This window comes from Candidatus Pelagibacter communis (assembly GCF_001179845.1).
GTDB lineage: Bacteria > Pseudomonadota > Alphaproteobacteria > Pelagibacterales > Pelagibacteraceae > Pelagibacter > Pelagibacter ubique_Q.
Genome location: NZ_CVSB01000035.1, coordinates 47,263 through 62,133, shown reverse-complemented (window position 1 = coordinate 62,133; position 14,871 = coordinate 47,263). Strand labels below are relative to the sequence as shown.

The 14,871-nt window shown below is 32.2% G+C and carries 13 protein-coding genes; all 13 read left to right on the top strand.

Going from position 1 to position 14,871, the window contains the following annotated elements; translation table 11 throughout:
* Positions 1-61: 61 nt before the first annotated feature.
* On the top strand, positions 62-934 hold the full coding sequence (hflC, locus tag AMN81_RS03390; protein WP_023854267.1) for a protease modulator HflC: 873 nt from the start codon (positions 62-64) through the stop codon (positions 932-934).
* Positions 935-941: 7 nt separating this feature from the next.
* The gene (locus tag AMN81_RS03385) at positions 942-1,127 is read left to right on the top strand and encodes a DUF2065 domain-containing protein (RefSeq protein ID WP_072090713.1); all 186 of its coding nucleotides are present in this window, start codon (positions 942-944) and stop codon (positions 1,125-1,127) included.
* A 1-nt stretch (position 1,128) separates the two neighbouring features.
* A complete protein-coding gene (locus AMN81_RS03380; RefSeq protein ID WP_072090712.1) occupies positions 1,129-2,544 on the top strand; it encodes a Do family serine endopeptidase in 1,416 nt (471 codons plus the stop codon).
* A 2-nt stretch (positions 2,545-2,546) separates the two neighbouring features.
* Entirely contained in the window at positions 2,547-3,455 is a 909-nt protein-coding gene (gene miaA, locus AMN81_RS03375) for a tRNA (adenosine(37)-N6)-dimethylallyltransferase MiaA (RefSeq protein WP_072090711.1), read from the top strand.
* Positions 3,456-3,507: 52 nt separating this feature from the next.
* The gene (locus AMN81_RS03370; RefSeq protein WP_072090710.1) at positions 3,508-5,274 is read left to right on the top strand and encodes an acetolactate synthase 3 large subunit; all 1,767 of its coding nucleotides are present in this window, start codon (positions 3,508-3,510) and stop codon (positions 5,272-5,274) included.
* A 5-nt stretch (positions 5,275-5,279) separates the two neighbouring features.
* Positions 5,280-5,828: an acetolactate synthase small subunit gene (gene ilvN / locus AMN81_RS03365; RefSeq protein WP_072090709.1), complete on the top strand. Its 549-nt coding sequence runs from the start codon at positions 5,280-5,282 to the stop codon at positions 5,826-5,828.
* An 18-nt stretch (positions 5,829-5,846) separates the two neighbouring features.
* A complete protein-coding gene (gene ilvC / locus AMN81_RS03360; RefSeq protein ID WP_072090708.1) occupies positions 5,847-6,869 on the top strand; it encodes a ketol-acid reductoisomerase in 1,023 nt (340 codons plus the stop codon).
* Between the two features lie 82 nt (positions 6,870-6,951).
* Positions 6,952-8,514, top strand: coding sequence for an ABC transporter substrate-binding protein (locus tag AMN81_RS03355; protein ID WP_072090707.1), 1,563 nt, complete (start codon positions 6,952-6,954; stop codon positions 8,512-8,514).
* A gap of 61 nt (positions 8,515-8,575) precedes the next feature.
* Positions 8,576-9,559 (top strand): ABC transporter permease, encoded by a 984-nt coding sequence (locus AMN81_RS03350; protein ID WP_256998215.1) that lies wholly within the window; start codon positions 8,576-8,578, stop codon positions 9,557-9,559.
* Positions 9,552-10,481, top strand: coding sequence for an ABC transporter permease (locus tag AMN81_RS03345; RefSeq protein WP_072090706.1), 930 nt, complete (start codon positions 9,552-9,554; stop codon positions 10,479-10,481). The genes AMN81_RS03350 and AMN81_RS03345 overlap by 8 nt, the downstream gene beginning before the upstream one ends.
* Complete coding sequence (locus AMN81_RS03340; protein WP_080986907.1) at positions 10,478-12,160, top strand: dipeptide ABC transporter ATP-binding protein; 1,683 nt, start codon at positions 10,478-10,480, stop codon at positions 12,158-12,160. The genes AMN81_RS03345 and AMN81_RS03340 overlap by 4 nt, the downstream gene beginning before the upstream one ends.
* Before the next feature lie 102 nt (positions 12,161-12,262).
* Positions 12,263-13,834 carry a 2-isopropylmalate synthase gene (locus tag AMN81_RS03335; protein ID WP_072090704.1) on the top strand — a complete coding sequence of 524 codons (1,572 nt, stop codon included), beginning with the start codon at positions 12,263-12,265 and terminating at the stop codon, positions 13,832-13,834.
* Positions 13,834-14,868, top strand: a complete 1,035-nt coding sequence (locus AMN81_RS03330; RefSeq protein ID WP_072090703.1) for a rod shape-determining protein — start codon at positions 13,834-13,836, stop codon at positions 14,866-14,868. Before AMN81_RS03335 ends, AMN81_RS03330 begins: the two co-directional genes overlap by 1 nt.
* Positions 14,869-14,871 lie beyond the last annotated feature (3 nt).

The following is a 14,871-nucleotide window of genomic DNA, read 5'->3' as shown; positions in this document are numbered from 1 at the left end:
GGTTCAGGTGTAGTTCCATACTTGCCTTTGCCTGAATTAAAAAAGAAAGCGACAAATTAAAATGAAAGCTGGAAAAGTATTAGTTGGACTATTAGTTGCAATTGGAGTTGTAGCTTTTTTATCAGTTATTATAGTCAAAGAGGTTAACCAAGCAATCATTCTTCAATTTGGTGATCCAAAAAGAATTATAATGAAACCAGGTTTAAATTTTAAAATTCCATTTATTCAAAACGTTGTTTATTTAGACAAAAGAATTTTAAATTTAGATGCTCCGCCCGAAGAGGTTATTGCATCAGATCAAAAACGATTAATAGTTGATGCATTTGCAAGATTTCAGATCGTAGATCCACTAAAGTTTTATATTTCAGTTGGAAACGAAAGAGTTGCGAGATCAAGACTATCAACAATTATAAACTCAAGAATTAGAAATGTATTAGGTCAAGAAGAATTACAAACATTATTATCTAAAGATAGATCTAAGCAAATGGCTTTAATTAAAGAAGGTGTAAACAATGAAGCGCAAAACTTTGGAATTAATATTGTTGATGTTAGAATTAAAAGAGCAGATCTACCTCAAGCTAACAGTGATGCGATTTATAGAAGAATGCAAACTGAAAGAGAAAGAGAAGCAAAAGAATTTAGAGCAAAAGGTGCAGAGATGGCGGTTACAATTACCTCAACTGCAGATAAAGAAGTTACTGTAATCTTAGCAGATGCTCAAAAACAATCAGAGATCATGAAAGGGGAAGGTGATGGAGAAAGAAATAAAATATTCGCTGATGCCTTTGGCCAAGATCCTGAATTTTTTGCTTTCTATAGAGCCATGCAAGCATATGAAAAAGCTCTTATTGGTGGTGAAACTTCATTAATTTTATCACCTGATAGTGAATTTTTTAAATTTTTTGGAAATATAAAACCAGAAATCCAACAATAATTCGTAAATGCGTGAGCTAGTTATAGCTTTTGGTCTTTTCCTATTTATTGAAGGAATTTTGTACGCCTTATTTCCAGCAAAAATGAAAAATATGTTAAAAAAATTAGAACTTGTTAAAGATAGTCAGCTTAGATCAGGTGGACTTATTTTTGCAGTAATAGGTTTTATAATTATTTATTACATTAAGAGCTAATATGAGAAAAATTAAAATTATATTTTTAACAATAGTTTTATCATTCACCTTTTCATTAAATGTAAACTCCAAACCAGTTCCTGTTTCCTTTGCGGATCTTGCAGAAAAATTAATGCCATCGGTGGTAAATATTTCTACTACAACAACTGTTGTGACAAACACTAATCCTTTTCCTTTTCAATTTCCTCCGGGGTCTCCTTTTGAGGATATGTTTAAAGAATTTGGAACACCCCAGGAAAGACAATCAGCTGCTTTGGGATCTGGGTTTATTATAGATGAGAGTGGAATTGTGGTTACGAATAATCACGTTATCCAAGATGCTGACGATATTATTGTCAGGGTGAATGGTGACCAAGAATTTAAGGCTAAGGTTCTAGGTGCTGACCCATTAATGGATATTGCTGTTTTACAATTAGAAACAGATGAAAAGTTTATCCCCGTTGCATTTGGAGATTCTGATAAAGCAAGAATTGGAGATTGGGTTTTAGCAATTGGAAATCCATTTGGTTTGGGTGGAACGGTAACAAGTGGAATAATATCAGCAAGAAATCGATCAATTGGTTTATCAAGATATGAAGATTTTATACAAACTGATGCATCTATAAATTCTGGAAATTCTGGTGGGCCTTTGTTTGATATGGAAGGAAATGTAATTGGAATTAATACAGCAATTCTTGGACGAAATGGTTCAATTGGAATTGGATTTTCTATACCATCAAATAGTGCACAAATCGTAATTAAACAATTAATCGAATTTGGTGAGACAAAAAGAGGTTGGTTGGGTGTGAGAATTCAAGATGTTACAAAAGAAATTGCCGAGGTTGAAAAATTAGACAAAGCACGAGGAGCACTTGTTGCAAGTGTTGCAGAAAATAGTCCTTCAGAAAAAGCAGGAATACAAGCTGGTGATATTATTTTAGAATTTAATGGAGAAAAAATAAATCAAATGAAAGAACTTCCAGCTATTGTAGCACGTACAGAGGTTGGAAAAAAAGTTGAAGTTAAAGTTTGGAGAGACAAAAAAGAGATTATTAAAAATGTTATTTTAGGAAGATTAGAAACTTCAGATGATTTTAAAATAAGTAAAAATCAAGAAACTCAAAAACAGAATAATGAAGAAATAATTGAAAGTTTAAGAATTGCAGTCAGAACATTAACTAAAGAAGATATAAAAAACAGAAAATTACCAAATCAAACAACAGGAGTTGTTATTACTAAAATTGCAAACAATAGTCCTGTAGCAAATTCAATAGAACTTAATAGTATTATTATTGAAGCTCAGAAGAAAAAAATTAAATCTGCAGATGATTTAAGAGATATTACTAAAGAAGTTCTTAATTCAAATCAGAAAACAGTTTTACTTGCTATCTATAACAACCAAAACCAACGAAGATACATCGGTGTTAAGTTAGACTGATCATGGATTTAAAATCCAAGATTATATTAATCTCAGGCCCAACAGCTTCAGGTAAATCAAGTTTTGCTATTAAGTTTGCAAAAAAAGTTAATGGAGAGATTATTAACGCAGACAGTATGCAAGTATACAAACAGCTAAAAATTTTATCAGCTAGACCAGATCCAAAAAAATACCATAAAATAAAACATCATTTGTATGGTTTTCATAATGTTACAAAAAACTTCTCTACAGGTGATTGGCTTGAGTTAGTAATTAAAAAAATTAGGGAAGTTCAAAAAAGAAAAAAAACCCCAATTCTTGTTGGGGGTACAGGTCTATACTTTAAAGCTTTGACTGACGGTTTAGTTAAAATACCAAATATTTCATTAAAATTAAGAACTCAAATTAGAGATTTACAAAAAAAAATTGGACAAAAGAAGTTTTATGAAAAACTACTAAAATTAGATCCATCTTCAATAGGAAAAATAAACCCTACAGACACTCAAAGATCTATCAGAGCTTATGAGGTGAAAAAGTTTACAAAAAAATCTCTACATGAATGGTTTAAAAACACAAAATCAAACTTCGTAGAAGATGATTTCTTTAAAGTTTATATTGATTATCCCAGACAAGAACTAATTGAGCGTATCAATTTAAGAACAAGGGAGATGATAGAGAATGGAGCAATTAAAGAAGTAAAAGATTTCATAAAGCTAAGGGTTAGAAAAGATAAAAGTGCCAACAAAGCTATTGGAGTGAATGAAATTAGAGAATATTTAAAAAATCAAAAAGATTTGAATGATATTAAAGAAAAAATAGCCATAAAAACTAGACAATACGCCAAAAGACAAAGTACTTGGGCTAGAGGCAATATGATGAGCTGGACGAAACTAAAGCCACAAGACTTAAATAATTTTTTGAAAAAAATTTAAAATTTTCATTCTTAAACTTGACCAATTAGCACAACTTCAGCTAGATTGCCTAATGCCAAAATTATTAACTGGAGCAGAAATTGTATTTAAATGTCTTGAAGACCAAAGTGTGGAACATATTTTTGGTTATCCAGGTGGCGCAGTGTTACCGATTTATGATGAATTAAAAAATCATCCTTCTATAAAACATATTTTAGTTAGGCACGAACAAGGTGCTGGTCACGCAGCCGAAGGTTATGCAAGGTCATCAGGTAAACCAGGTGTAGTTTTAGTTACATCAGGTCCTGGGGCAACTAATGTTGTTACAGCTTTAACAGATGCATATATGGACTCTGTACCGTTAGTTTGTATTTCTGGTCAGGTTCCAACACATTTAATTGGAACTGATGCTTTTCAGGAATGTGACACTACAGGAATTACAAGACCTTGCACGAAACACAATTGGTTAGTAAAAGATATTAATGATCTTTCAAAAATTATGCATGAAGCTTTTAAAGTTGCAACAACTGGAAGACCTGGACCAGTTTTAATCGATATTCCAAAAGATATTCAATTTGCAAAAGCGAAATATAAAAAACCAATTAAAGAAAAAAAATTAAACGGCAAATCTCACAATAAATTTTCTCAAGATCAAATTGATGAATTGGTAAAATTATTAAGCAAGGCCAAAAAACCAATCATCTATAGTGGTGGAGGAGTAATTAACTCAGGTCCAAAAGCAAGTCATGCTTTAAGAGAATTTGTTGAGCTAACTGGCTTTCCTATAACTTCTACACTTCAAGGATTAGGTGCATATCCTGGAGATGATAATCAATTTTTAGGAATGCTTGGTATGCATGGTACTTATGAAGCAAATAATGCTATGCATGATTGTGATCTTTTAATTAACATTGGTGCAAGATTTGATGATCGTATTACCGGAAAAATAGATGAGTTTTCACCAAATTCAAAAAAAGTTCATATTGATATAGATCCATCATCAATTAATAAAATTATTAAAGTGGATCTTGCAATAGTTGGGGATGTTACGAGTGTTATCAGTAAAATTAATAAGACAATTTCAAAAAGAAAAAATGGTCATAGCAAATCAAATAAATCGAATATAGCTAAGTGGTGGGAACAAATTGAAAAATGGAGAGAAAAAAATTCTCTTAATTTCGTAAATAGCGAAGAAAGTATAAAGCCTCAACATGCTGTTCAAAGACTTTATGAATTAACTAAAAACAAAGATACTTATGTTACCACCGAGGTTGGCCAACATCAAATGTGGGCTGCTCAACATTATAAATTTAATAAACCAAATAGATGGATGACATCTGGTGGTTTAGGAACCATGGGGTATGGATTGCCAGCAGCAGTTGGTGTTCAAATTGCTCATCCAGAAAAATTAGTAATTGATATTGCTGGAGAAGCTTCAGTTTTAATGACTATGCAAGAAATGTCTACTGCAGTTCAATACAATCTTCCTATAAAAATATTTATATTAAATAATCAATATATGGGAATGGTAAGACAATGGCAGGAATTACTGCATGAAAAAAATTATTCTGAAAGTTATTCTGAGGCTTTACCTGATTTTATGAAAATGGCAGAAGCATATGGATGTAAAGGAATTAAAGCAAACAATCCAGCTGAGCTTGATGATAAAATTCAAGAAATGATTGATTATGATGGACCAGTTATATTTGATTGTCATGTGGATCCTAATGAGAATTGCTTCCCAATGATACCATCTGGAAAACCTCATAACCAAATGATCTTGGGCCCAAATGATCAAGAGGAAAATAAAATTAAAGGAAAAGGCAAAGCCTTAGTATAATCATAATGCCGAAATCAAAATCAGCTTATAGCGCACCCACGAAGAAACAAAAATCAGATACATACATTTTTGTTGTTTGGGTAGATAATGAGGCTGGAGTTCTTGCAAGAGTAGTCGGTTTATTTTCTGGGCGTGGATATAACATAGAATCATTGGCAGTTGCAGAAGTTGATGCAGTTAAAAATATTTCAAGAATAACAATTGTTACTACTGGAACGCCACAAGTAATTGATCAAATAAAACTTCAATTAACTAAATTAGTACCTGTTCATAAAGTTGCTGAGTTTAAAAGAGAGGACAAGGACGTAATATTTAAGGAAATGGCTTTATTTAAAGTTGTGGGAAAAAGAAATAAAATTGAAAAATGCTTAAATGCTTGTAAAAAATTTAATCCCGTAATATTAGATGAAACAAAAACCTCAGCGGTAATTCAAATAACTGCTCTAAGAAGAGAGATAGATATAATGAATAAAAAATTAAAGCCTTTGGGACTTATAAGTACTTCGAGAACAGGGGCAGTAGCTATGACCAGAGGTGCTAAAATATTTAATTAATTTAATAGGAGAGACCATATGAAAATGTTTTATGAAAAAGATGCCGATGTAAATCTGATTAAGAGTAAGAAAGTTGCTATTTTTGGCTATGGAAGCCAAGGACACGCTCACGCACTCAACTTAAAAGATAGTGGAGTAAAAGATATTGTTGTAGCTTTAAGAGAAGGTTCATCAAGTGCAGCAAAAGCAGAGTCAAAAGGATTAAAAGTAATGAATTTATCAGATGCTGCAGAATGGGCTGATGTAGTAATGATTCTTACACCAGATGAATTACAAGCAGAAATTTACAAAAATCATATCGAACAAAGAGCAAGAGAAGGAACAAGTATTGCCTTTGCTCATGGGTTAAATGTTCATTACGACTTAATTAAAGCTAGAAAAGATCTAGATGTTTTTATGGTTGCTCCAAAAGGACCTGGTCACTTAGTTAGAAGTGAATATGAAAAGGGAGGTGGAGTACCTTGTTTATTTGCTGTTCATCAAGACGGATCAGGAAAGGCAAGAGACTTAGCTTTATCTTATGCTTCAGCAGTTGGTGGGGGAAGGTCAGGAATTATTGAAACTACATTTAAAGATGAAGTTGAAACAGATTTATTTGGTGAACAAACTGTATTATGTGGAGGTTTGGTTGAGCTAATTAAAAATGGTTATGAAACTTTAGTTGAAGCAGGATATGAACCAGAGATGGCATATTTTGAGACAGTTCATGAAGTTAAATTGATTGTTGATTTAATTTATGAAGGTGGAATTGCGAATATGAATTATTCTATTTCAAATACTGCTGAATATGGTGAATATCAATCTGGACCAAGAGTAGTTAATAAAGAAGAAACCAAAAAAAGAATGAAAGAAGTTTTGGCTGAAATTCAATCTGGAAAATTCACTAAAGAGTGGATGGACGAATGCAAAAACGGTCAAAAAAACTTCCTTGCTACAAGAGCAAAATTAGCTGAGCATCCAGTTGAAAAAGTAGGTGCTGAATTAAGAGCTATGATGCCTTGGATTGGTAAGAAAAAATTGGTTGATAGCGATAAAAGTTAAATTTTTATCTGTAAATTATTGCTACAATAATTCGATTATTTCACCTATACTTTTTTAAATAAATTTAAAAGCGAGGGGAATAATGAAGACTAAAAATATATTAAGAATACTATTGTCATTAGTTCTAGTATTTGGATTTTCTTCTGCGTGGGCAAAAACAATTAAGTGGTCTATGCAAGGAGACAGTTTAACACTAGATCCACATGCACAAAATGAGGGTCCAACTACACAAGTTTCTAGACAAGTTTACGAAGCTTTAGTTCAGAGAGGCTTGGACATGAAAATAGGACCTGCTTTAGCAACAAAATGGAGAACTACAGATCCAAATACTTGGATATTTGATTTAAGAAAAGATGCAAAGTTTTCTGACGGTACAGGAATGACTTCTGCAGATGTTGTTTTTAGCATATTAAGAGCTAAACAAAGAACATCTGATTTTAAAGAATACATAAGTACAGTATCTGATGTAACAGCAATTGGGGATTATTCAGTAAAGATTACTACTAGTAAACCAAATCCAATTCTTCTAAACCAATTATCAAATATATTCATCATGTCTAAAGCTTGGTCAGAGAAAAATTTTGCAATGTCTCCACAAAACTGGGACGCAGGTCAAGAAACATTCTCTGCTACTAACGCATTAGGTACTGGTCCTTTTAAAATTACTTTAAGAGAGCCAAATACTAAAACTGTGTTTAAAAGAAATAAACATTGGTGGGGTGAAATGAAGGATAAAAAAGTAACTCAAATCGAATTAATGCCTATAAAAAATGCAGCGACAAGAGTTGCGGCACTATTATCTGGAGAAATTGATATAGTTACTGATGCACCAGTTCAGGATTTAAAAAGAATTGAATCTTCATCTGGACACAAGGTTGAAAGTACAGCTCAAATGAGAACAATTTTCTTAGGTATGGACCAGGCAGCCGACAAGTTAAGAACTGGTAATACTGGTGATAATCCATTTAAGAAAAAAGAGGTGAGACAAGCTCTTTATCAAGCAATCGATATTGAGGCGATCAAGAAAAAAGTTATGAGAGGTTTAAGTGAACCAGCAGGAATTATAACTTTCCCAGGTGTAAATGGATATACAGCTGAACTTGATAAAAGATTGCCTTACGATGTTGATGCAGCAAAAAAACTTTTAGCTGATGCAGGTTATCCTGATGGTTTTGACGTTGAACTTAGATGTCCTAACGATAGATATGTAAACGATGAAGCAATTTGTACTGCTGTTGTTGGAATGTTAGGTAAAATTGGAGTTAACGTTAACTTATTTGCTCAAACTAAAAGTAAACACTTCAAAGAGCTTAAGGATGATCAAGGTGATTTCTATATGCTAGGATGGGGCGTTCCAACCTTAGATAGTCACTATGTTTTTCATTACTTGTATGAATCTGGTGCTAGCTGGAACAAAGTTAATTTTAGTAACACAGATGTTGATGCTGCTATTAGAGTTATGGAAGGTGAAGTTGACTTAGATAAAAGAAATGCTGCAATTGCAAAAGCTTGGAAAATTGTAAAAGATGATATTTCTTATCTTCCTTTACATCACCAAGTAATTTCTTGGGCATCTAAAAGCAATGTTAACGTTCCTATCAGACCGAATAACGAACCGTTATTCAGAACTGCTAGTTTTAACTAATTAAAAATTATTACGAGCCCTTTAAAAATTTAAAGGGCTTGTAAGTTTAAACCTTCACAAATTGATAAAATATTTTTTTAAAAGGTTGTTTCAATCTGCTTTGGTGATGTTGGTTGTCGCCTTTGTATCATTCTCATTATTTAATTTTGTTGGAGATCCAATTAATAACATGGTTGGAGAAGAGACTTCTGATGAGGAAAGAGCAGAATTGAGAGAAACACTTGGTTTAATGGATCCAATTCATGTTCAGTTTTCAAGATTTATAGTTAATGCTTCCAAAGGTGAGTTTGGAATTTCATATCAATTAAGAAGACCTGTTTCAGAATTAATAGTTGAAAGATTGCCTGCAACTATTGAACTTGTGGTTATTTCAGCACTAATTGCACTTATAACTGGTACATTATTGGGAGTTTATACAGGTATAAATCGAAAAGGTTTTTTAAGTGATTTTGTTTTAGCCATCTCCTTGCTGGGGGTTTCGCTCCCCACATTTATAATTGGTATATTATTTATATATTTGTTTGCAGTAATCTTAGGAATATTACCTTCTTTTGGAAGAGGAGAAGTTATTGATTTAGGTTTTTGGACCACAGGTTTTTTAACTGTTTCAGGACTTAAAGCAATTATACTTCCTTCAGTAACATTAAGTCTTTTCCAAATGACTTATATCATCAGACTTGTGCGAGCAGAGATGATGGAAATATTACAAACAGATTATATTAAATTTGCACGTGCTCGGGGCATTAGCGAAAATAGTATTAAATATAAACATGCATTAAAAAATGGATTAATACCTGTCATAACCATTGCAGGAATAAATATTGGTACACTAATTGCGTTTTCAATTATTACTGAAACTGTTTTTCAATGGCCTGGAATGGGCTTTTTATTTATTCAAGCAGTTCAATTTGTAGATATACCAATCATGTCAGCTTATTTAGTATTTATAGCTTTTGTTTTCGTAATGATAAATTTTATAGTTGATATTCTTTATTATTTAATTGATCCAAGAATAAGAGTTAAAGGAGATACTGCAAGTGGATAACAAATCTTTAAGTACTTGGCAAAGAATAAAAGATAGCGATATTTATCATAGCTTTATTAAATCTCCTACTGCAATTGTATCATCTACTATTTTGTTTATAATTTTTTTCTGCTCTTTCTTTGTTGAGCTGATAACACCTTACAATCCTTTTGATCCATCCTCTCTCTCACTGATGGATGCATTCACACCACCATCGTGGACAGAAGATGGTCTTGTTAAATTTATTCTAGGTACTGATGGACAAGGAAGAGATATGTTATCAACAATTTTGTATGGATGTAGGATTTCTTTAATTGTAGGTTTTTCTGCAATAATTTTTAGTTTAATCCTTGGAGTTGGATTGGGATTAACGGCTGGATTTTTTGGTGGAAAATATGAAATGATAGTAATGAGGTTAACCGATGTTCAATTAACAGTACCAAGTATTTTGATGGCATTGTTAGTTGACGGAATAGCAAGAGGATTAATCTCAAGAGAAATGCACGATGAAATGGCAATTTATGTTTTAATATTTGCAATCGGCATTTCAGAGTGGCCACAATTTGCAAGAGTTTCTAGAGCAGCAACTTTGGTGGAAAAAAATAAAGACTATGTTTCAGCATCAACAATAATCGGGGTTTCAAATATAATTATTATGTTTAAACATATTTTACCAAATATTTTAAGACCGGTATTAGTAATTGGAACTATTGGTTTAGCTCTTGCTATTTTAGCTGAGTCTACTTTAAGCTTTTTAGGAGTTGGTGTACCTCCAACAACACCATCTTTAGGAACATTGATAAGACTAGGTAATGACTTTTTATTTTCAGGAGAATGGTGGATAACTTTTTTTCCAGCAATTTTCTTAGTTATTTTGGCATTTTCAATAAATTTATTAGGGGATTGGATGAGAGATACTTTAAATCCAAAATTAAAAAAATGACATTTTTAAAAATAAATAATCTTAGCGTTGATTATCAAATGAGAAAAGAAACAGTTTATGCTGCAAAGAATGTAAATATTGAGGTTAACAAAGGAGAAATTTTAGGATTAGTTGGAGAGTCTGGATCAGGAAAAAGTACTGTAGGAAACGCTATTATAAATTTAATTGATGAACCAGGTAAGGTTTCTAGTGGCTCAGTTATTTTAGGTGATCTTAATGTTCATGAAAATTCTGAGAGTATTGTTAGATATAGGGGAAATAAAATTGGATTGATATTTCAAGATCCTCAAACCTCACTTAATCCAATTCTTACAGTCGGTGAACAGTTAATTGAAACAATTCAAACTCATCTTAAATTAAGCAAAGAAGAAGCAAAAAATAAATCTATAAATTTACTAAAAGAGGTTGGTATAAAAGATGCAGAGTTAAGATTCGATAATTATCCCCACCAATTCTCAGGTGGAATGAGACAGCGAGTAGTAATTTCTTTAGCTTTATGTTGTGAACCAGAATTGTTAATTGCAGATGAACCAACAACAGCATTAGATGTATCAATTCAGTCTCAGATTTTAGAACTTATTAAAAAATTAACAAAAGAAAGAAATCTTGCGGTTATTCTAATTACTCATGATATGGGTGTTATAGCTGAGACAGCAGATCGTGTAGCAGTTATGAAAAGTGGTAATTTGGTTGAAATCGGTGAAACTAAAAAAATATTAACTAATCCTCAAGAAAATTACACTAAAAGTTTAGTAAGTTCAGTTCCACCAACTAACAAAAAAATTTCAAGATTTGTGATTGTAGAAAAAAAAAACAATAATAAAAAAGAAAATAATATCAAAATATTAAATAGATGGTCAAAAAAAGAAATTATAAATCAAGATTTAGTTCAGATAAAAAATTTGAATAAAAGTTTTGATGACAATTTTTTTACGGAAAATTCTAAAAATTCTGTAATGGCTGTTAATGATGTTTCATTTGAAATAAAAGAGGGAGAGTCTTTTGGTTTAGTGGGAGAAAGTGGGAGTGGAAAATCTACAATTGCTAAAATGATTGTAAATTTATTTAAACCTACTTCTGGCGATATCTTCTTTGACAACGTTTGTATAACAAAAATTAAGCAGAGATCTGAATTAATGAAATTTAGAAAACAAATTCAAATGATATTTCAAGATCCTTATTCTTCACTAAATGGAAGATTAAAAGTAAAAGATATAATTGCAGAACCAATCAAACTTCACAACCCATCAATATCGAATTTAGATTTAAATAATTATATTTATGATTTGCTCGAGTCTGTAGAATTAACTCAAAGATCTGCAGATCGATATCCACATGAATTTTCAGGAGGACAGAGACAGAGAATATCAATTGCAAGAGCACTTGCCACACAACCAAGACTTTTAGTTTGTGATGAACCTACTTCTGCTTTGGATGTAAGTATTCAGGCTCAAATATTAAATTTGCTTAAAGATTTACAGGAACAATTAAATTTAACAATTTTATTTATCAGCCATGACCTACCGGTTGTTAGACAGATGTGTGATAGAATTGGAGTCTTAAAGGACGGCAAATTATGTGAAGTTTCAAACACTGAGGATTTATTTTTAAAACCCGGCCATGAATACACAAGAGAACTTTTACGGTTAATGCCTAAAATTGAGTCTATTTATAATTAATTTTTTGTAAGCCTAAAATGGTCCATTAAAATTAATTATTTAACTAATTATTTTGCAATCTCTCTCATAGATTGTATTATAGATTTTCTAAAAATTTTAGTTATGAGCAATAAAGATAGAGTCTTTATATTTGATACTACTATGCGTGATGGTGAGCAATCGCCAGGTGCATCTATGAGTTTAGAGGAAAAAATTCAAATCGCCAGAGTGTTTGATGAATTAGGTATCGATATAATTGAAGCAGGTTTTCCTATAGCTTCACCAGGGGATTTTGAAGCTGTTTCAGAAGTAAGTAAAATTTTAAAAAATTCTATTCCTGCAGGACTTTCGAGACACTCTGTAAAAGATATTGATAGAGCTTATGAAGCTCTAAAACATGCACCAAGATTTAGAATACATACATTTATCTCTACAAGTCCATTACACATGAAGCATAAATTAAATATGTCCCCAGAAGACGTATATGAATCAATTGGAAAACATGTTGCTTATGCAAGAAAGTTTACTGATGACGTAGAGTGGTCTTGTGAAGATGGAACAAGAACAGATATGGATTACATGTGTAAAACTGTAGAGCTTGCAATTAAAAATGGAGCTACAACAATTAATATTCCTGATACAGTTGGTTACACTATACCATCTGAATTTACCACAATCATAGAAACTTTATTAAATAAAGTTCCAAATATAGATAAAGCAATTTTATCAACTCATTGTCATAATGATTTAGGTTTAGCAGTAGCTAACTCGTTAGCTGGAGTTCAAGCTGGAGCAAGACAAATTGAATGTACAATAAATGGATTAGGAGAAAGAGCTGGAAATGCTGCTCTCGAGGAAGTTGTTATGGCAATTAAAACAAGACCTGATTTAATGCCATATGAAACTGGAATTAATACAACACTTCTAAGCAAAGCTTCAAAAATTGTTTCAAACGCAACAGGATTTCCTGTTCAATACAATAAAGCCATCGTTGGAAAAAATGCTTTTGCTCATGAAGCAGGAATTCACCAGGATGGAATGTTAAAAAATAGACAAACATACGAGATAATGACACCTGAAAGTGTAGGAGTTAAACAAACATCATTAGTGATGGGAAAGCATTCTGGTCGACATGCATTTAAAGATAAGTTAAACAGCTTAGGCTATCCAGATTTAACTGACGATGTAGTAGGAAATGCATTTGCAAAATTCAAAGTCTTAGCAGATAAGAAAAAACATGTTTACGATGAAGATATTATTGCCTTAGTAGATGATAGTTTAATTGTAGATAATAAGGTAAATGCAATAACTCTTAAATCTTTAAAAGTTTTTGCTGGAACAGGTGAACCACAAAAAGCAGAAATGACTTTGGATGTTTATGGTGATGTTAAAAACGCAACAGAAACTGGAGATGGTCCAGTGGATGCAATATTCAAATGCATTAAAACTTTATATCCTCACGATGTAAACTTACAGCTTTATCAAGTTCATGCAGTCACAGAAGGAACAGACGCACAAGCAACAGTAAGTGTAAAAATAGAGGAAAAGGGAAAAACAACTGTAGGTCAGGCAGCTGATACAGATACTTTGGTTGCATCAGCAAATGCTTACATAAATGCATTAAATAAAATGATAATTAAACGAGATAAAACAGCTCCAATGGAGCAAGAAAGCCAGAAAGTAAGAGGAATATAATGGGATTATTTGATAGTGTTAAAAAAATATGGAGCCAAGATATGGCAATTGATCTTGGAACAGCAAACACACTTGTTGTTTTGAAAGGTCAAGGAGTGGTTTTAAATGAACCTTCAGTTGTTGCGATAGTTGATCAAGGTGGAAAAAAAAATGTATTAGCTGTTGGAGATGAAGCAAAAACAATGCTTGGAAGAACACCAGGAAACATAAGTGCAATTAGACCTTTAAGAGATGGTGTTATTGCAGATTTTATAGTTACCGAAGAAATGATTAAACATTTTATTAAAAAAGTTCATAAAGGAAGTACATTTGCTAATCCTAGAATTTTAATTTGCGTACCAACCGGTTCAACACCAGTCGAAAGAAAAGCAATTCAAGATAGTGCCTTAGCAGCAGGTGCAAGAAGAGTTCAGTTAATTGAAGAACCGATTGCAGCGGCAATTGGTGCTGGATTACCAATTTCTGAAGCAACCGGATCTATGGTTATTGATATTGGTGGTGGAACTAGTGAAATTGCCGTAATGTCATTAGGAGGTTTAGTATATTCAAAATCTTTAAGAGTTGCGGGTGACTCAATGGATACAGCAATAGTAGATTATATGAGAAAAGAATACAATTTGTTAATTGGTGATACTACTGCTGAAAAAATTAAGAAAGAAATTGGAACAGCTATACCATCTAGTAACAATACTTATCCTGTCAAAGGAAGAGATTTAAGATCAGGTACGCCTAAGGAAGTAAATATTACAGAAGAAGATACTGCAGAAGCGCTAAACGATATTATGAAACAAATGGTTAGTGCAATTAAAGATGCTTTGGAAAATACTCCACCTGAGTTGTCAGCTGATTTAGTTGATATGGGTTTAACTTTAACAGGTGGTGGTGCTTTGTTAAAAAATATTGATAAAAGGTTTTCTAAAGAAACAGGTTTACCAGTTCATATAGCAGATGATCCATTATCTTGTGTTGCTGTCGGTACAGGTAAAGCTTTGGATCAAGAAGAAACTTTTTCTACTATGTTATCTGAATATTAGGAA

Coding starts and splice junctions, on each gene's coding strand:
- hflC (WP_023854267.1), top strand. CDS start 62: ATGAAAGCTGGAAAAGTATTAGTTGGACTATTAGTTGCAATTGGAGTT.
- AMN81_RS03385 (WP_072090713.1), top strand. CDS start 942: ATGCGTGAGCTAGTTATAGCTTTTGGTCTTTTCCTATTTATTGAAGGA.
- AMN81_RS03380 (WP_072090712.1), top strand. CDS start 1,129: ATGAGAAAAATTAAAATTATATTTTTAACAATAGTTTTATCATTCACC.
- miaA (WP_072090711.1), top strand. CDS start 2,547: ATGGATTTAAAATCCAAGATTATATTAATCTCAGGCCCAACAGCTTCA.
- AMN81_RS03370 (WP_072090710.1), top strand. CDS start 3,508: ATGCCAAAATTATTAACTGGAGCAGAAATTGTATTTAAATGTCTTGAA.
- ilvN (WP_072090709.1), top strand. CDS start 5,280: ATGCCGAAATCAAAATCAGCTTATAGCGCACCCACGAAGAAACAAAAA.
- ilvC (WP_072090708.1), top strand. CDS start 5,847: ATGAAAATGTTTTATGAAAAAGATGCCGATGTAAATCTGATTAAGAGT.
- AMN81_RS03355 (WP_072090707.1), top strand. CDS start 6,952: ATGAAGACTAAAAATATATTAAGAATACTATTGTCATTAGTTCTAGTA.
- AMN81_RS03340 (WP_080986907.1), top strand. CDS start 10,478: ATGACATTTTTAAAAATAAATAATCTTAGCGTTGATTATCAAATGAGA.
- AMN81_RS03335 (WP_072090704.1), top strand. CDS start 12,263: ATGAGCAATAAAGATAGAGTCTTTATATTTGATACTACTATGCGTGAT.
- AMN81_RS03330 (WP_072090703.1), top strand. CDS start 13,834: ATGGGATTATTTGATAGTGTTAAAAAAATATGGAGCCAAGATATGGCA.